17 protein-coding genes and 1 other RNA gene are annotated in these 14,813 nt (G+C 64.0%); 13 read left to right on the top strand and 5 right to left on the bottom strand.

Going from position 1 to position 14,813, the window contains the following annotated elements:
• The first annotated feature begins 2 nt into the window (after positions 1-2).
• From KF857_07480 to crcB, 6 genes are all read left to right on the top strand, one after another.
• Positions 3-2,633, top strand: a complete 2,631-nt coding sequence (locus KF857_07480; GenBank protein MBX3111834.1) for a hypothetical protein — start codon at positions 3-5, stop codon at positions 2,631-2,633.
• 234 nt (positions 2,634-2,867) lie between these two features.
• Positions 2,868-3,176 (top strand): hypothetical protein, encoded by a 309-nt coding sequence (locus KF857_07475; GenBank protein MBX3111833.1) that lies wholly within the window; start codon positions 2,868-2,870, stop codon positions 3,174-3,176.
• A gap of 118 nt (positions 3,177-3,294) precedes the next feature.
• Positions 3,295-3,633 (top strand): helix-turn-helix transcriptional regulator, encoded by a 339-nt coding sequence (locus KF857_07470; protein MBX3111832.1) that lies wholly within the window; start codon positions 3,295-3,297, stop codon positions 3,631-3,633.
• Positions 3,634-3,658: 25 nt separating this feature from the next.
• Positions 3,659-4,138: a pantetheine-phosphate adenylyltransferase gene (coaD, locus tag KF857_07465; protein MBX3111831.1), complete on the top strand. Its 480-nt coding sequence runs from the start codon at positions 3,659-3,661 to the stop codon at positions 4,136-4,138.
• A 60-nt stretch (positions 4,139-4,198) separates the two neighbouring features.
• Positions 4,199-4,777, top strand: a complete 579-nt coding sequence (locus tag KF857_07460) for a hypothetical protein (protein ID MBX3111830.1) — start codon at positions 4,199-4,201, stop codon at positions 4,775-4,777.
• A gap of 6 nt (positions 4,778-4,783) precedes the next feature.
• Positions 4,784-5,188, top strand: coding sequence for a fluoride efflux transporter CrcB (crcB, locus tag KF857_07455; protein MBX3111829.1), 405 nt, complete (start codon positions 4,784-4,786; stop codon positions 5,186-5,188).
• On the opposite strand, the gene KF857_07450 is transcribed toward crcB, so the two are convergent.
• Positions 5,185-5,703 (bottom strand): 2TM domain-containing protein, encoded by a 519-nt coding sequence (locus tag KF857_07450; GenBank protein MBX3111828.1) that lies wholly within the window; start codon positions 5,701-5,703, stop codon positions 5,185-5,187. The genes crcB and KF857_07450 overlap by 4 nt on opposite strands.
• Positions 5,704-5,838: 135 nt before the next feature.
• Here KF857_07450 and KF857_07445 point away from each other — a divergent pair, with 135 nt between their 5' ends.
• The 4 genes from KF857_07445 to dapB are packed head-to-tail and all read left to right on the top strand — an operon-like array spanning position 5,839 to position 9,474.
• Positions 5,839-7,056: an FAD-dependent oxidoreductase gene (locus KF857_07445; protein ID MBX3111827.1), complete on the top strand. Its 1,218-nt coding sequence runs from the start codon at positions 5,839-5,841 to the stop codon at positions 7,054-7,056.
• A complete protein-coding gene (locus KF857_07440; GenBank protein ID MBX3111826.1) occupies positions 7,053-8,033 on the top strand; it encodes an FAD-dependent oxidoreductase in 981 nt (326 codons plus the stop codon). Before KF857_07445 ends, KF857_07440 begins: the two co-directional genes overlap by 4 nt.
• On the top strand, positions 8,030-8,644 hold the full coding sequence (locus KF857_07435; protein ID MBX3111825.1) for a hypothetical protein: 615 nt from the start codon (positions 8,030-8,032) through the stop codon (positions 8,642-8,644). The genes KF857_07440 and KF857_07435 overlap by 4 nt, the downstream gene beginning before the upstream one ends.
• 20 nt (positions 8,645-8,664) lie before the next feature.
• Positions 8,665-9,474, top strand: coding sequence for a 4-hydroxy-tetrahydrodipicolinate reductase (dapB, locus tag KF857_07430; GenBank protein MBX3111824.1), 810 nt, complete (start codon positions 8,665-8,667; stop codon positions 9,472-9,474).
• Here dapB and KF857_07425 read toward each other — a convergent pair.
• Positions 9,467-9,982, bottom strand: coding sequence for an SRPBCC family protein (locus KF857_07425; GenBank protein MBX3111823.1), 516 nt, complete (start codon positions 9,980-9,982; stop codon positions 9,467-9,469). The genes dapB and KF857_07425 overlap by 8 nt on opposite strands.
• A 121-nt stretch (positions 9,983-10,103) precedes the next feature.
• Here KF857_07425 and ssrA point away from each other — a divergent pair.
• From ssrA to KF857_07410, 3 genes are all read left to right on the top strand, one after another.
• Positions 10,104-10,455, top strand: a transfer-messenger RNA (tmRNA) gene (gene ssrA, locus KF857_07420).
• Positions 10,456-10,675: 220 nt separating this feature from the next.
• Positions 10,676-11,320: a type II secretion system protein gene (locus KF857_07415; GenBank protein ID MBX3111822.1), complete on the top strand. Its 645-nt coding sequence runs from the start codon at positions 10,676-10,678 to the stop codon at positions 11,318-11,320.
• 89 nt (positions 11,321-11,409) lie between these two features.
• Positions 11,410-12,030 (top strand): hypothetical protein, encoded by a 621-nt coding sequence (locus KF857_07410; GenBank protein MBX3111821.1) that lies wholly within the window; start codon positions 11,410-11,412, stop codon positions 12,028-12,030.
• A 25-nt stretch (positions 12,031-12,055) separates the two neighbouring features.
• Here the strand turns inward: KF857_07410 and KF857_07405 are convergent, their stop codons facing one another.
• Genes KF857_07405 through KF857_07395 form a run of 3 tightly spaced genes read right to left on the bottom strand, consistent with a single transcriptional unit; the run spans position 12,056 to position 14,798 of the window.
• Positions 12,056-12,979, bottom strand: coding sequence for a threonylcarbamoyl-AMP synthase (locus KF857_07405; GenBank protein ID MBX3111820.1), 924 nt, complete (start codon positions 12,977-12,979; stop codon positions 12,056-12,058).
• The gene (locus tag KF857_07400; GenBank protein MBX3111819.1) at positions 12,976-13,761 is read right to left on the bottom strand and encodes a shikimate dehydrogenase; all 786 of its coding nucleotides are present in this window, start codon (positions 13,759-13,761) and stop codon (positions 12,976-12,978) included. The genes KF857_07405 and KF857_07400 overlap by 4 nt, the downstream gene beginning before the upstream one ends.
• Complete coding sequence (locus tag KF857_07395) at positions 13,758-14,798, bottom strand: YqeG family HAD IIIA-type phosphatase (GenBank protein MBX3111818.1); 1,041 nt, start codon at positions 14,796-14,798, stop codon at positions 13,758-13,760. The genes KF857_07400 and KF857_07395 overlap by 4 nt, the downstream gene beginning before the upstream one ends.
• Between the last annotated feature and the right edge of the window lie 15 nt (positions 14,799-14,813).

Below are 14,813 nucleotides of genomic sequence, written 5' to 3'. Positions count from 1 at the left end.
CCATGAAGAACACACGCATCGTCGCGGCGGCGGCCTTGGTGAGCTTCGTCGCCCCTGCATACGCCCAAAAGGCGAGCATCGAGGGCGTCGAGGTCAAGACAGCCGACGGCGCGCGCCAATTCTGGATCCAGGGAACGGACGTCTCGAAGCCGAAAGTTCTTTGGGCCAACCGCCACACCTCCTATATCCTGGAGTTCTTTGCCCGGCTGGACGGCCGGAAGTCGACGATCGACGTCGATGCGGACGGCATCAAGAACGTGCAGTGCGTCTGGTACACCAGCCGCCCGCCCCGTGTCCGTGTCGCGTTCAAGACCGACGGCGACGTCGAGCCCAAGCTTGAGTTCATCGGCAACAACTGGGTCGTGACGGTTCCGAGCAAGGGTGCCACGAGCCCGACGGTCACGCCGGTGAAAGCGGCTCCCCAGGTGATCAAGGCGCCGACGCCGCCGAAGGACCTCGGTATGGAGGCCAAATTGACGGGTGCCACGACAGCCCAGGCCAAGCCCTGGTCGCTGGAGGAGGCGATGCGCCTGACGCTGAACGACAGCCGTAACACCCCGTCCGACACCCAGACGACCGTCGTCCGCGACACCGTGCGGCTGGCTCCGACCGTCTCGCTCGACTTCGTCAGCACGGACGTCGTCCAGATCCTCAAGGCCCTGGCGATCCAGACCAGCGAGAACATCGTCGTGTCACCCGACGTCAGCCCGGCGGAAAAGCCGGTCAAGCTGACCGTCTCGCTGAACAAGGTCACCCTTGACGAGGCCCTCAGCTTCGTCACCGCGATGTCGGGCCTTCGCTACGCCCGCGTCGGGTCCACGTACATCGTCACGCCGAGCCAGAGCTTCAGCCAGGCTATGCGGATGGTCGTCGACCGGACGAACAACAAGTTCGAGACCCGGGTCGTCAACTTGGTCAGCGGGGCGGCCCCGCAGATCCGCGACGCGGCACTGAAAGCCATCCCGGCCGAGGGCAAGAACGGCTACTACGAGATCATCGTCCCTGGCACGGGTGACCTCCCGATCATGCCGATGACTGTCCCGCAGCCCGCCGAGGGTGAGAAGGGCGAGGCTAAACCGGCCCAGCAGACCGCTCCCAAGGCGGCGGCTCCGACGAAGGCGTTCTATCTGATGGTCGTGGGAGACCCGGCCCGTGTCGAAGAGGTCGAGGGCTACATCCACGAGCTCGACAAGCAGATCGCCAGCTCGAGCACCCTCAACAAGTCGGAAGACTTGGGCACGTCGGTCATCCATATCCAGTCCGGCAGCACGGACAAGATCAAGACGACGATGCAAATGTTGATCGCCGCCGACCCGCGGTCCAGCGAGTTCTCGCTGAGCGAGGCCGTCGTCGACGACAACATCCCCGGCGTCCCGGGGACGAAGGTGATCATGCTCGTCGGCCCCAAGAGCCAGCTCGCCACCTTGACCAAGGTCGCCAGCAACCTGGACAAGGACCTCTGCGAGGCGTCGGGCAAGACCTACGTCTCCGAACAGGGCCAGTTCCAGAAGGAAGACGAGATCATCGACCTGGAATACATCGAGCCGGCCCTCGCCTTGGCCCAGGTCCGCCAGCGGTTCCCGAACATCTCGGTCTGGACCTTTGCCCAGCCGGTGACGCCTGGCGCAGGCGGTTCGGTGTCCAGCCAGCAGAGCTCGGGCGGAGCGTCGTCGGGTGGTACCGCGACTCCTCCGGCGTCGGGCGGCGGTACGACCAGCTCGACGAGCCAGAACATCACGGGCCTTGAGCCGATGAAGCTCGTCGTCCGCGGGTCCAAGACCTCGATCGACGAAGTCCGCAAGTTCGTGTCGCTGATCGACGTCGCGCCGAAGCAGGTCGCCCTTGAACTCCGCGTCATGGAGCTCACCAAAGAGGACGCCCTGAAGCTCGGTCTCGACTGGAGCATCCTTGATCCGGGCCGTGCCACCGTGTTCCGCCTGGGCCAGGGTGGCGGCAGCGCCAGCGCGTCCGGCACCGTCAGCGGTGAGTTTGGCTTCAAGGACGGCTACACCCACTCGGTGCTTGGCACCCTGGACCAACTGGCCGGCACCAACAAGATGATCGCCCGCCCGAACGCCTTGATCTCCGACGGCCGCTCGACGAACCTGTTCGTCGGTGACACCGTCCGGTACATCAAGTCGATCACGAACAGCCAAAACGGCCCGACCGTCGTCACCGACGAGCTCAAGGTCGGCGTGCGGTTCGACATCAACGCCCGCATCGGCAGCAACGGCGCCATCGCTCTTGACCTGAACCAGAACTTCAGCCTCCTGACCGGCTTCACGACGGTCCCGGGCGGCGGAAGCCTTCCGCAGACCAGCGACCGCACGACGAACCAGTTCGTGAACATGAACAGCGGGGAGACGATCGCGATCGGCGGCCTCATCCAAGACCAGGACCGCAAGTCAGTCAGCGGCATCCCGTTCCTGAAAGACCTCCCGCTGATCGGCTACCTGTTCAGCCGGACGACCAACAGCCGGACACGCACGGAGATCGTGTTCTTCCTGACCGCGAACGTCGTTGACTCGGGTAACCGGGCCCACGCCGCCTCGCCGCGGACCGGCTTGACGAACAACCCCGACCCGATGAAGGAGTACTTCGGATCGGACAAGGACAAGAAGGGCGGAAAGTAACCCTTAGGGTTCAGTGAGCCCCGGCCCCGCCACAAATCTATGCGGCGGGGCCGGGTACATTTGAACCTGGGCGACCAGTAAAAATACCTATGGGCCTTCTAGCCCCTGTCCGGATCGCCCATTATTGACACGGTGTATGTTATTCTCGGTCGTCCCTTTGAAAGGGGCGCCGAGGTGACGCCGCTAACGGTCTTGACGGGACCTGCCGGCGACACTGAGACACAGGAGACACACATGAAGAACAAGATCATGCTCATGGCCCTCGTGGCCGCGATCCTCGGTTCCTTTGCGCTGGTTGGTTGCGGCGAGCAGCCGGCCGCCGGCGGCGAAGCGGCCAAGACCGACGCTGCGAAGACCGAAGCCCCGAAGACGGACGCGCCGAAGACCGACGCTGCCGCCCCGGCTGGCGAGGCCCCGAAGACCGACGCTGCCGCCCCCGCTGGCGAAGCTCCCAAGACTGACGGCGCCGCCCCGGCTGGCGAAGCCCCCAAGACCGACGGTGCCGCCCCCGCTGGCGAAGCCCCGAAGACTGAGGGTCACTAATCTGAATTCGGGCGCGTAAGCGCCCCATGACTGGGCGGGGCCGACAGGCCCCGCCCTTTCTTTGTGCCCGGGCGGGGAACTCAGTTTGAAGCTCGGCGTAAGACATAATTGAACGGCCATGCGGGAGCTCCACCACCCAGTGACGGAAATGATCCGGCTGGAAAACGTGTTGCACGCCCTGAGTGACCCTGCCCGCATGCAGATCGTCCTGTGCCTTGTCGACCAAGGCGAGGTCACCTGCGGCCGGTGCACGGCCAACGCCCCGAAGTCCACCGTCTCCCATCACCTGCGGGTCTTGCGCGAGGCCGGGGTGATCCGGATGCGGCCCGAGGGCGTCGCGATGCTGAACAGTGTCCGCACCGAAGATCTGGACGCCCGGTTTCCCGGCCTGCTGGCGGTGATCCTTGAGGCGGCCCGGCTCGACCCGGTGATGAAGCCGCAACACGCCCACTTGTAGCCCTTGATTGGCTAGACTTCCCGCGATGACGCGACTGGCGATCTATCCCGGCTCGTTTGATCCGCCGACCATCGGGCATCTGGACGTCGTCGCCCGCGCCGCGGACCTCTTCGACCAACTGGTCGTCGCGGTCGGCCACAACAGCGACAAGACCCCGTTCCTGTCGGTCGAGGACCGCGTCGAGGCCTTGCAGGAATGCACCGCCCACATCGCCAACGTGCGCGTCGACTCGTTTCGGGGGTTGCTAGTCGACTATGCCCGGGAGCAGGATTGCCAGTGCATCGTCCGGGGTCTGCGCGCGATCAGCGACTACGACTACGAGTTCCGGGTGACGTTGGCGAACCGGGCAATGGCCCCGGAGATCGAGACGGTCTTCCTCATCACCAAGGAAGAACACAGCTTCCTGGCCAGTTCGGTCGTTCGCGAAGTCGCGCGGCTTGGTGGCCGTTACGAGGGGTTCGTCCCGCCCGCCGTCGTGGAAAAGATCAAGAAAGCCCTGGCATAAGTACGGGGGTACCTGGCGGTGCCAAGGGCGGGGGACCTGTTAGACTGAGCTAGAGCACCCATGTCTGTCCGCAACGACTACTCGATCGACGTCATGCGCCTGCTGGACAACCTCAAGCAGGAGATCCGGCGTCCCAAGACGTTCCTCGGTATCGCCTTTGGTTTCAACCAAGACGACATGGCGATGCAGGTGGACAAGATCCGGGCGTCATTGCCGCGCGACCTGCGGGACGCCGCGTCGCTCGCCCGAGAAAGCGAGCGGTTGGTCGAGACCGCCAAAGAGGAGTCGGACAGCCTGCTCAGCCAGGCCGAGCGCGAGGGCCAGTCGATTCTTGACGCCGCTCAAAAGGAGGCCGACCGCATTCTGGAGCAAGCCCGTATCCAGCAGGCCCAACTGGTCAGCGAGAGCGAGGTGCTCAAGATCGCCAAGGCCCAGGCCGATGAAATCCGCAACGCCGTGGAGCGCGAGGCCCGCGACATGCGCCGGGGGGCGGACAAGTACGTGTACGACGTCTTGAGCAGCCTGGAAGGCGTCGTCGGCCGTGTCCTGGCCACCGTCGAGAAGGGGCGCACCGAGATCGAGGCGGTTTCCGAAAAGGCCGTCGTCTCGGCCGAGGCCCGCGAGCGCAGCAAGGTTTGACCTGCGGTGGCCGTCGTCCACGCCGTACGCGACAGTCTGGCGGTGGCGGTAGGGGCCGCCCTCGGGGCGAACGCGCGCTATTGGACCGGTGTCTGGTTCAAGGCGATGGGCCAGACTTCGTTCCCATGGTCGACCCTCGCCATCAACGTGGTCGGTAGCTTGGCCATCGGCGTCGTCGCCGCTCTCATGGCCCACCGACCCGTGCTCCTTGGATGGCAACTCTTCGTCGTGGTCGGTGTGCTCGGCGGCTTCACGACCTTCTCGTCGTTTTCCCTCGACATCTTCTATCAGTTAGAGAAGGGCCAGTTCTTGCCGGCCCTCGGCTATGCGTTCGGGTCTCTGCTCCTCGGCTTGGCCTTTTGCGCGGCGGGATACTACGGTGTCAGCCGCCTTCTCGCCCCGGTCGGTTAGTCGCGGCCCTTGGGGTTGACGAAGCCCTCGACCCGGGCGAGGACGCCGTTCTTGATCCGCCACTTCCGGAACTTCCGCTCGTCCTCTTCTCGTGACGAAAAGACCAGCCGGGCCAGATGACTGACAATGCCGATGCCCATGCCGAGGAGCGGCCAGACCGCCCAGTAGGGCCTCATGTCTCCGCCGCTGGTCGCCCAATTGATCGCGTGGATGAAGCCGTTGATCGCCAGGTAGCTGGCGAGGCTACGGTAAAAGCCTGACCACCGCGACTTGCGGAACGCGGCCAAGTCGGCCTCATAGGCTTCGCGCTCGCGTCTCAGGCGTTCGTCCTCTTGCTTGCGCAGGGCGTACTCAGCCTCGGCGGCGGCAAGCTGCTCCGCGGTGATCCCGAGTTCCTCGGCGTTCTGGCGGAGACGGGCCCGCAGGTCGCCGTCGAAGGGCGAGCGGCGCACGGCAAGGCGGAGGATCTCCTCGAGGTCCTCTTCCGACTGCAGGTGCTCCTGCTCTTCGGCCATGGCCACGGTGAATGTACCGCCGGGGGACGCCTCAGGTTCCAGTCGAACGGGCGGTCGTCGGGGCTGGCCAGGTAAAACGGGACTCAGGACATGGGGAAGCCAGTCGTTGTTGTTGGTGCAGGGCTTACCGGGCTCGTGTGCGCCCGTCGCCTCCATCAGGCTGGGGTTCCAGTCTTGGTCGTCGACTCCGCCGACGCGGTAGGCGGCAAAATGCGGACGGACGTCGTCGAAGGATTTCACCTTGACCAGGGCTTCCAGTTCGTCTTTGACCGCTACCCTCACCTGAGGCTTGAGCTGGACCTGAACCGAATCGGGCTGCGGCCCCTTGAACCGGGCGCCTTGGTCTTCGACGGCAAGAAGCTCCGCGAAGTGCACCGGGAGAACATCTTGCAGACCATGTTCGACGGGATCGTTCCCCTCGCGGACATGACCCGTGTCAGTGCGCTGAATGAAGACTTGAAGTCGGTCAGCTTTGCCGAACTCTGGGCCGGGGAGGACTCGTCGGTCGCCGACTACCTGACGTCGCGCAAGTTCAGCCCGTCGTTTGTCGAGAGGTTTGTCCGCCCATTCTACGGCGGTGTCTTGCTCGACCGGAGCCTGTCGAGTTCGGCGCTGCAGTTCCAGTTTTATTGGAAGTTGCTGAGCGAGGGCCACTTGGCGGTCCCGGCGGCCGGCATCGGGTCGGTCCCCGCCCAGATCGCGGGAGACATCCCGGAAGACAAGTTTGTCCTGCGCACCCAGGTCGTCGGGATTGTCAACGAGGGTGGTCGGGCCGTCGGTGTGAAGCTGGCGGACGGCGGCACGATCGACGCTGAAGCCGTCGTGGTCGCCACAGACCCGGGGGCCGCGGCCGCTCTCGGCCTCGCCGTCCCGGCGACGCAGTGGAGGTCGAACACGACCGTCTACTTTGCCGCCGACACCAAGCCCACCGACGACGCGACCGTGGTCGTGGACGGGCCCGGTCGCGGCACGGTCGATTTCGTCGTCTGCCCGAGCTTGACGGCACCGGAGCTTGCCCCCCGTGGCCAGTATCTCGTCGCCGCGACCAAAGGTGGGTTGTCGGCCGACGCCGACCTGTACTTTGCCAAATCGGTCCGCTACGCCTTGGAACGGTGGTTCCCCCACTGCAACGTCGGTGGATGGCGGCCCCTGGCGGTGAGAAAGGTCGCCCACGCCCAGCCCGTCATGGCGGTGGGTTGCCGCGACAGACGGCCGTCGGTCAAGACGCCGGTGGCGGGCCTTTACCTGGCCGGTGAGGTCACCGAGTATGCCGGTGCCGACGGGGCGGCGCGGAGCGGCCAGCAAGCCGCGGTCGCCGTCCTCGACCAGGTTTGGGAGCAAGCGCCTGCGTGAGAGTGGCGGTCGTCGGGGCGGGGATTGCCGGCCTAGCGGCGGCCAGGCGGCTCACCCAGGCGGGCAAAAGCGTCGTCGTCTTTGAGCGGAGCCGAGGTCTGGGTGGACGGTGTGCGACCCGGCGCGTGGGCGACTACACCTTTGACCACGGCGCCACGTCGGTCGCCCCGCGAGGCACGGCGATCGAGGACGTACTTCTCAACCAGTTGGCAACCACTGACTTGGTCGAGGTCGCCAAGCCCACGTGGACGCACAGTTCCGGCCGCCTGGGCCCGGGTGACAGCCGGGGGCAGCTGCGGAGGTTTTGTTATCGCAAGGGCTTGAACACCCTCGGCAAGCTCCTCGCCGGCGGCTTGGACGTCAGAAAGAGTGTGAAGGTGGAAGGACTCGAACGCCAGGGCTCCGGGTACCGGGTTGAAGGCGAGGAATTCGACGCCGTCGTCTTGACGCCGCCCCTGCCCCAGACGACCGTGCTTCTTGACTCCTTGGGCGAGTCCAGGCAGTTCGACAAAGTGTTCTACCGCTCGTGCATCTCGGTGATGCTGGGTTACCGGGCACCGCTTGACCCGCCGTTCTTTGCCTCCCTTGACGCCGAACAGTCCACGCCCTTGGCCTGGCTCAGCATCGAGTCGGCCAAATGCCCTGGAGACCGGGCCCCCGAGGGCTGCACGGCGGTGGTCGCCCAGATGAGCGCCGCGTACAGCAAGTGGAACCTTGACCGGCCCGATGACAAGGTCGTCAACGACACTCTGGTCGACGTCGAGCGGTTGCTCGGCCCCGCGTTCAAGTCTCCCGAGGTGGTGGACGTCCACCGGTGGAGGTACAGCCAACCCGAGACGACCGTCGCCTTCGACAGTGTCAACCGTCCAGGGGCGACGCTGTTGATCGCGGGCGACGGGGTCGCCCAGGGTCGGATCGAGCACGCCTACGAATCAGGCTTGGCCGCCGCCGAGCGGCTGATCGGAGACAACCCATGACCGCCGTCTTTCTTGCCGCCGCCGCCGTCGCCTTCGGCAATGTTGAAATGACGATCGCCGCCCCAGGCGTCCACGGGCGCGCCGTCGTCCGGCAGAGCATCACCGACAAAGGGCACAAGAGCCTGCGCCTGGAAATGACCCTGCGGGACAAGGACGGCAAGGTGAGGGTCGTCGTCCAGGAGTCGGACTACGACAAGCAAGCGCGCCCGGTGAGCATGACCCAGAAGACGTCGATCCCCGGCGGCAACGCCCTGCAGACGCTCACGGTCCGTTTTTCGGAGACGAAGGCGACCGTCGTCGTCGAAGAGGCGGGGCACCGCAACGAGACCACCGTGCCGGCACCGTCGAAGCCCTGGCGGGCGACCCCGGAGTTCTGGTTTGTCCGCGACAAAGTGGAGCCGGGCGGTGAGACGACCTACTGGCGGTTCGACTTGGCTAGCCAGAAATGGGTCGAGACCAAATGCGTCTACGTCGGACGGCGCAAGGTGCGGGCCGGAGGCAAGGAATATGACGCCCACTGCGTCCTGATGGGTGGGGTCAAGTCGTATTTGGACGACAAAGGCGACCCGGTCCGGCTCGAGTCGGGCCGACTGGTGATGGAACGGACCTGACCGACCGGCCACAATGGGGCATGAGTGATGGAGTCATGCGGGTGGTCGTGATCGGCGCGGCCGGCAAGATGGGCCAGGAAGTCATGCGGGCGGTGTCGGCCGCCAGCGACATGGAACTGGTCGGGGCGGTGGACAAGACGGACGGCGGCGTCTCGGTCCGCGCGTTGGCGGGGCAAGACCTGCCCGACCTTCAGGTCGAGGGCCGGCTGGGACACGTCCTGGACACCGTCCAGCCGGACGTGGCGGTGGACTTCACCCACATGTTGGCGGCCCCCGAGCACGCGATGAGCTGCCTGAAGCGCAAGGTGCCTGTCGTGATCGGCACCAGCGGGATCAGCCAGACCGACCTTTCCGCCATCCGGGAGGAGTGCCGTGAGAACGCCACTCCGGCCGCCCTGGTGCCCAACTTTGCCATCGGGGCGGTGCTCATGGTGAAGTTCTGCGAGATGGCCGCCGCTTGGCTGCCCGACGTCGAGATTGTCGAACGCCATCACAAGGCCAAACTTGACGCCCCCAGCGGGACCGCGATGCACACAGCCGAACGGATCGCCGAGGCCCGCCGCGAGGTGCCCCGGGCCACCCAGGGCACAACGGAAAAGGCTGCCGGGGCCCGGGGCGGCAAGCACAAGGACGTCACCGTCCACTCGGTGCGCTTGCCCGGTTATGTCGCTTCGCAGGAGGTCGTGTTCGGGGGTGACGGCGAGCTGCTCACGGTGCGGCACGACTCCATCGACCGCCGTTCGTTCATGCCCGGCGTCCTTCTGGCCGTCCGCCACATCCGCTCGTTCGAGGGGCTGGTGGTCGGCTTGGACAAGTTCATGTTCAGGTGACGTGCGGCTCGTAGTGGTCGGACGCCTTACCCACGATGTCCTCGTTGATCACCGCCTTCTGGCTGTCCTCGAGAAACTCGTGGGTGGCCCGATGGCGGTACTTGAAGAACTTGTCTAGGGCCTCTTCGACGACCAAGCTGTTCACCATCCCGGACAAGAGCCAGCCGGGAGGTCGGTACGTCACTGTGTCCTTGATGATCGTGCCCATGGGGTCTTCGATGAACTCATGGACATGCTTCCAGTAGCGGAACGGTGAGCGCTCGGCGGTGTCGGTGAACGTGTGGGGCGGGTCGACCGCCGATATCCTGGCCCGCCACGTGAAGTGGCGGCCGAACTTCTTGATGCGAAACTCATGCAGGGCTCCGTCGTGGACGGACATGTCCCGGCTGACCAATTCAAGGTGGTCCTCCGGCGGGGTGATCAGGCGCATCGACCGGACGTCGCTGTGGAACTCCCACACCTTCTGGACCGGAGCATCGACGAGGGTTTCGTACACTTTTGTGACCATATCGCCTCCTCCATCACTGTCCATGGTATCGGGAACCGGGCCGGATGGCAAGGTGGCTAGGCCCAGAACTTTTCCCATCTGAACATGGGGACCGGACGAGCCGTCTATAATAGTGACCCTTGGGGGCGTCAGGCTTCGACAGAGCTGGATCGCGCCGAGGTTGCGAGCCGAGGTGCCGTTGGCCTCGTAAACAAACGGCAAAAAAGCAACTGCGAACAACACATTCGCTTACGCTGCCTAATGTGCAGCGGGCCTCTCAGCAGGGCGCCAGCCTCGTCTGAACCAGGCATCGCAAATGCTGGATCGCCGTCAGGCCTCTGTCCGGGGCTGAAGCGGCTAAACCAACCGGGCTGGACGCCGAGTAGCCTGTCTTCCTGGCAGCAAGGCGTCGAGATCTAAAGGGAAGAAGACGCTCGTGGACGCTTCGGTAACGACAGTTTTGGAACCGGGTTCAATTCCCGGCGCCTCCACCAGATTTTCGCGGGGCCGCGGCCGGCCCCGCAGATAGGACCGTCGGCGGAGCGGTCCGCTCTATGCGTCCCGCTGAAGGCTTCCCAGCCTCGCCTGTCACTGCGGCTTGGTATAGGCTTGACATTATCTTGATTCGAGATCATTGACGATTCGCTTGGGCGGGGGAAGAATTGTTCCGTGGACAGTCGGACAGACCAGCGGAAACAAGGACAATCGTGCGAAATGAACCGTCTTCGTTCTGGCCTGACTCTGATCGAGCTGATAACTGTTATAGCGATCATCGCTATTCTTGCTGGGCTGATTACCAGTGCTGTAGTCTGGGGTATGCACCGTGCGCAAGAGTCCGTTTGCTCTGCCCACCTGCATTCTATTGGCGTGGCGATGGATTTGTACGCAAGCGACCACGAGGGGTTCTACCCTCCCTATGCAGACCGTCCACTCGGGATCGATGGCAAGGACCAGGCTGAGCTTCTTGCGCAATCAATCGAGTCCTACAAGGTTGACAAATCTGAATTGTATTGCCCCCTGGATACAGTGGCGGGACGAACCGGAATGGTAGGCACTGAAGATATTGACCACAGATTCTCAAGCTATAATCAAGGGGCTGCGGTATCGTATTTTGGGTTCTACACCGTCAAGTCTTCGGATGGCATCCGATTGTCTCAGCAATCGATTGCCGCTCCCGCGCGGACAAAGTTTTTCTACGACGACACCTGGTACGTGAGCGGCTCGGGGAAGGAAACTATCAGTGGTTCGATCCACGGTACTTGGCGAAACACGTTGTACTTTGATGGGCATGTGAAAAGTGAAACTGTAAACCAGCCTCTATGCGAGTGGCCAGGTCAAAATGTGGATTGTCCTCTTTGAAGTCCCGTGATCTCATGAAAAGGATACTGCGACGCGTATTCTCGCGAAGGCTTGCTTTCTATATTCTCAGTGGTATCATTGCGGGAATATTGCTTGCCGTCCTGTTGCGGCAACCTGAGTCATTTGTCAGGCTTGATTCGAGGCGTATGAGCGACCTTCAAGACGTTTCTGTGTCCATTCGAGAAACTCCTGGCATGGGCTTGTACATAGTGTCAAACATCACTTGCCCGGCATGCAGGCAAAGATGGCTGGCCGACCGGCATGCCATTGAAAAGGTCAAGAATCTTAAGGAGAGAGTCATCCTCATTCCTGATATGAAGCAACCTGATTCCCTAGCATCTGCCCTGAATGTCTTCAGAGCAGAGGAACTCGGGAACAAACTGCAGATTCCATATTCGCTTGGAGGTGAAATGTTTAGTCAGTTGATCACTTCGAGAGATCTCTCCCCGAGTGCCACTGCCGGCTATGCAGAGAGCATTGGAATACCGAGACAAGTTTGGTCTGAGTCCGTGCCGAGTCCAAATGTAAAGGGATTGTTGCAAGCAGCTGACGACAGTGCCTTGGCGCTAGGAATACCAGGGACTCCGTCCTATATAGTCAGGACAGAGTTTGGACACTTTATGCTCTTTAGAGACGTGAACGCGGCGCTATCTTTTGTCCGCGAGAACGAGAGTCAACCAAGGTGGGTGAGGTTTATCTGGGGACTCTAGTCAGTCAGCCTCTGCCTAACTCGTGTCAATCGCATGCGCGTTTGAGGCGGTCGTTGACGGCCTCCCAGTCCGCGTCGGCGGGTGGTCGTTCCACCAGGATCACTTCGACGCCCTCGGTATCAAGCTTTTTGAGGGCCGAGTACATGTTCGCCGCATAGGCTTGGGCGTCTCGCGGCATCTTGACTTGATGGACGTGACGCGACTCGCCGAAGGTCAAGCCGGAGTCTTCTTCGCCGAGGGCGTCAACCAGCTTCAACAGGGCACGGGGGGCGTAGTGTCGGGGGTAGAGCCCGGGAGAACGTCGGGGGCCCGCGGGTGGAATCTCGCCCAATGGTCGTCCGAGAAGGGCTTGAATATTCCCTCGTGTGACCGCTCCGGGGCGCAAGATGACCGGGTTCGGCCCCGTGACATCGACCACCGTGCTCTCCAATCCGTATTCACACGGGCCTCCGTCGAGAATGATCTCGACCTCCACCCGGATTTCTGGGTCAAGGTCTTCGACACGGGTCGGCGACAGGCCCATGAAGACGTTCGCGCTGGGAGCGGCAAGCGGGCGTTTCGCCGCGCGGATGAGCTCTCGGGCCACTGGGTGGCTGGGGACACGGACAGCGACCGTGTCGAGCCCAGCAGTGGTGATCCGGGGGACTCGTGGAGATTTCTTGAGCACCATCGTCAGAGGGCCCGGCCAATAGGCGTCGGCGAGGCGTTTGACAAGAGGATTGTCCACGACAGCGACCCTTTCGAGATCGTCATGTGAGGCGAGGTGGACGATGAGCGGGTTCTCGGCGGGCCGGCCCTTGATCTCGTACACCCGGGCGACGGCGGCCTCGTCGAGGGCGTCACAGGCCAGGCCGTAGACGGTTTCGGTGGGCATGACCACGGCACCACCGTCCTGGATCACCCGGGCGGCGGCGGCGATGTTGGCGGGGGTCGGCGGGAACACGCTCATCGCACCGCCTCCATCATGACAGACCGGTCCGGCTCTACTCCTGTCCACCAGGTGATCGCCAGGGCGCCTTGCTCGACGAGGAGGGGCAGGCCGTCCACCGCTTCCAACCCATGTGCCTGTGCCGCGTCGAGGAACGGCGAAGGCCCGTAGGCGGCCTCATAGACCAACGTCCCTGCGCCTGCCATCGACCAGTCAATCGGGAGGGCCTCACCCTGGAGCGAGGCGGACGTCGTGTTGACGACGGACCGCATGCCGGCCAGATGCGGTCCTTCAATGACGTCGGCCGCGACGCGCAAGCTTTCGACAAGGGCCTCCGCCTTTGCACGCGTGCGGTTCCAAAGGAAGGTTCGGACGCCCGCCTCGTCAAGGGCGACGAGGACGGCCCGGGCCGTCCCGCCGGCACCAAGCACCAAGACGGGCCCCTTGCCCGCGAACGTGTTGACGAACGCAGGGGCGTCGGTGTTGGTGGCGTGGCGGTCAGCCAGCCTCAGGGTGTTCGCCGCCCCGATCCGGCGTGTCGTCGCATCGACTTCGTCCGCCCAGCGGAACGCCGCCTCCTTCAGGGGGACCGTGCAGTTGACGCCTCGGTAACCCAACCGGGCCAGGTGGACGACGGCCTCGTCGAACTCGGACAGGGGGACCCGGACGGCGTTGTATCGCCACGACCGCCCCAGAGCTTTGTACGCGGCGGTGTGCATGCGCGGCGAGCGGGAGTGCTTCACCGGGTCGCCGAGGACGGCGAAGTCCCCCGGGGGGGCGTCACGCCATTCCGACCAACTCATTTGTGTTTGAACGTCCAGAGGCGTTGGCCGTTGAAGTTCCACAGGAAACCGGCCGCGGTCCCCGCCGCGGCGGCGACGGCCCAAGCGACCTTGTCACCGGCAGGCACGACGCGCTGGACGACGCTGCCGACCGTGACGCTGATGAGCATGCCGACCAGGGCGATGACGTAGAACTTGGCGACCTGGGCGAACGTGGCGCGCTGGTGGGTGGCCTGGAACGTCCAGGCGCGGTTCAGGAGGTAGGAAACCATGATCGCGAGGACGACCGGCACGACCTTGAGGGGGGCATAGGCGGCGTCCTTGAGGTTTGTCTCGTGGGCTTCCCAAGGCAGGGTGGCGACGGCCCAACGGCCCGCCACCTCCATGAGGCTCTGGTCGCCCGCTCGGGCGGCGAACATCAGGTAGTAGTGCAGACCCAAGTCGACGACCGTGGCCACCCCGCCGACGACAAAGAACTTGACGAACTGCTGGACGACTTGGCGGCGGAAGAAACCCGGGCGGTGCTCCTCGTCGGCCCCGTCACCCTGGAAGTATCGGTAGAGGAAATGACCGAGCAGCCACTCCACCCGTCGGCTGACGAGCGTCGTGCCGATGAACTCGCGATGATGGATCGGCTTGACCCAAATGGCGTCGATCCCGCTCCGGTTGGCCCCCCACACGTCCGTGAGCAACTGGTCACCGACCATGACGGCCTGGTCTTTGGCCACGCCCGCCTGGTCGACGGCCATCAGAAACATGCGTCGGCTGGGTTTGGCCCGGTCACGGATGAAACCGACCCCGACCGCCTGGCAAAGCCGCTCCAGCCGGGCCGGGTTATGGGTGTTGCTGAGGACGGTGAACCGGAGGCCGAGCGCCTTTCCCGCCTCGATCCATCGCTTGGTCGCGTCGGGGATGTCTTCGCTTTTCCATGGAAGGAGGGTGTTGTCGACGTCGAGGAGCACCAGGCGCTTGCCGGCGGCATGGAGGGCGGCCAGGTCGACCTTCTCCAGTCCGTCGAGGGACTCGGACGGCGAAAAGTGCCGGAGAACACGCGGCATCGCGTCCCTTGAGAA

Source organism: Fimbriimonadaceae bacterium, assembly GCA_019638795.1.
Classification (GTDB): Bacteria; Armatimonadota; Fimbriimonadia; order Fimbriimonadales; family Fimbriimonadaceae; genus JAHBTB01.
Note: the sequence above shows the minus strand (reverse complement) of the source record. Positions and strands in the feature narration are given on the sequence as shown.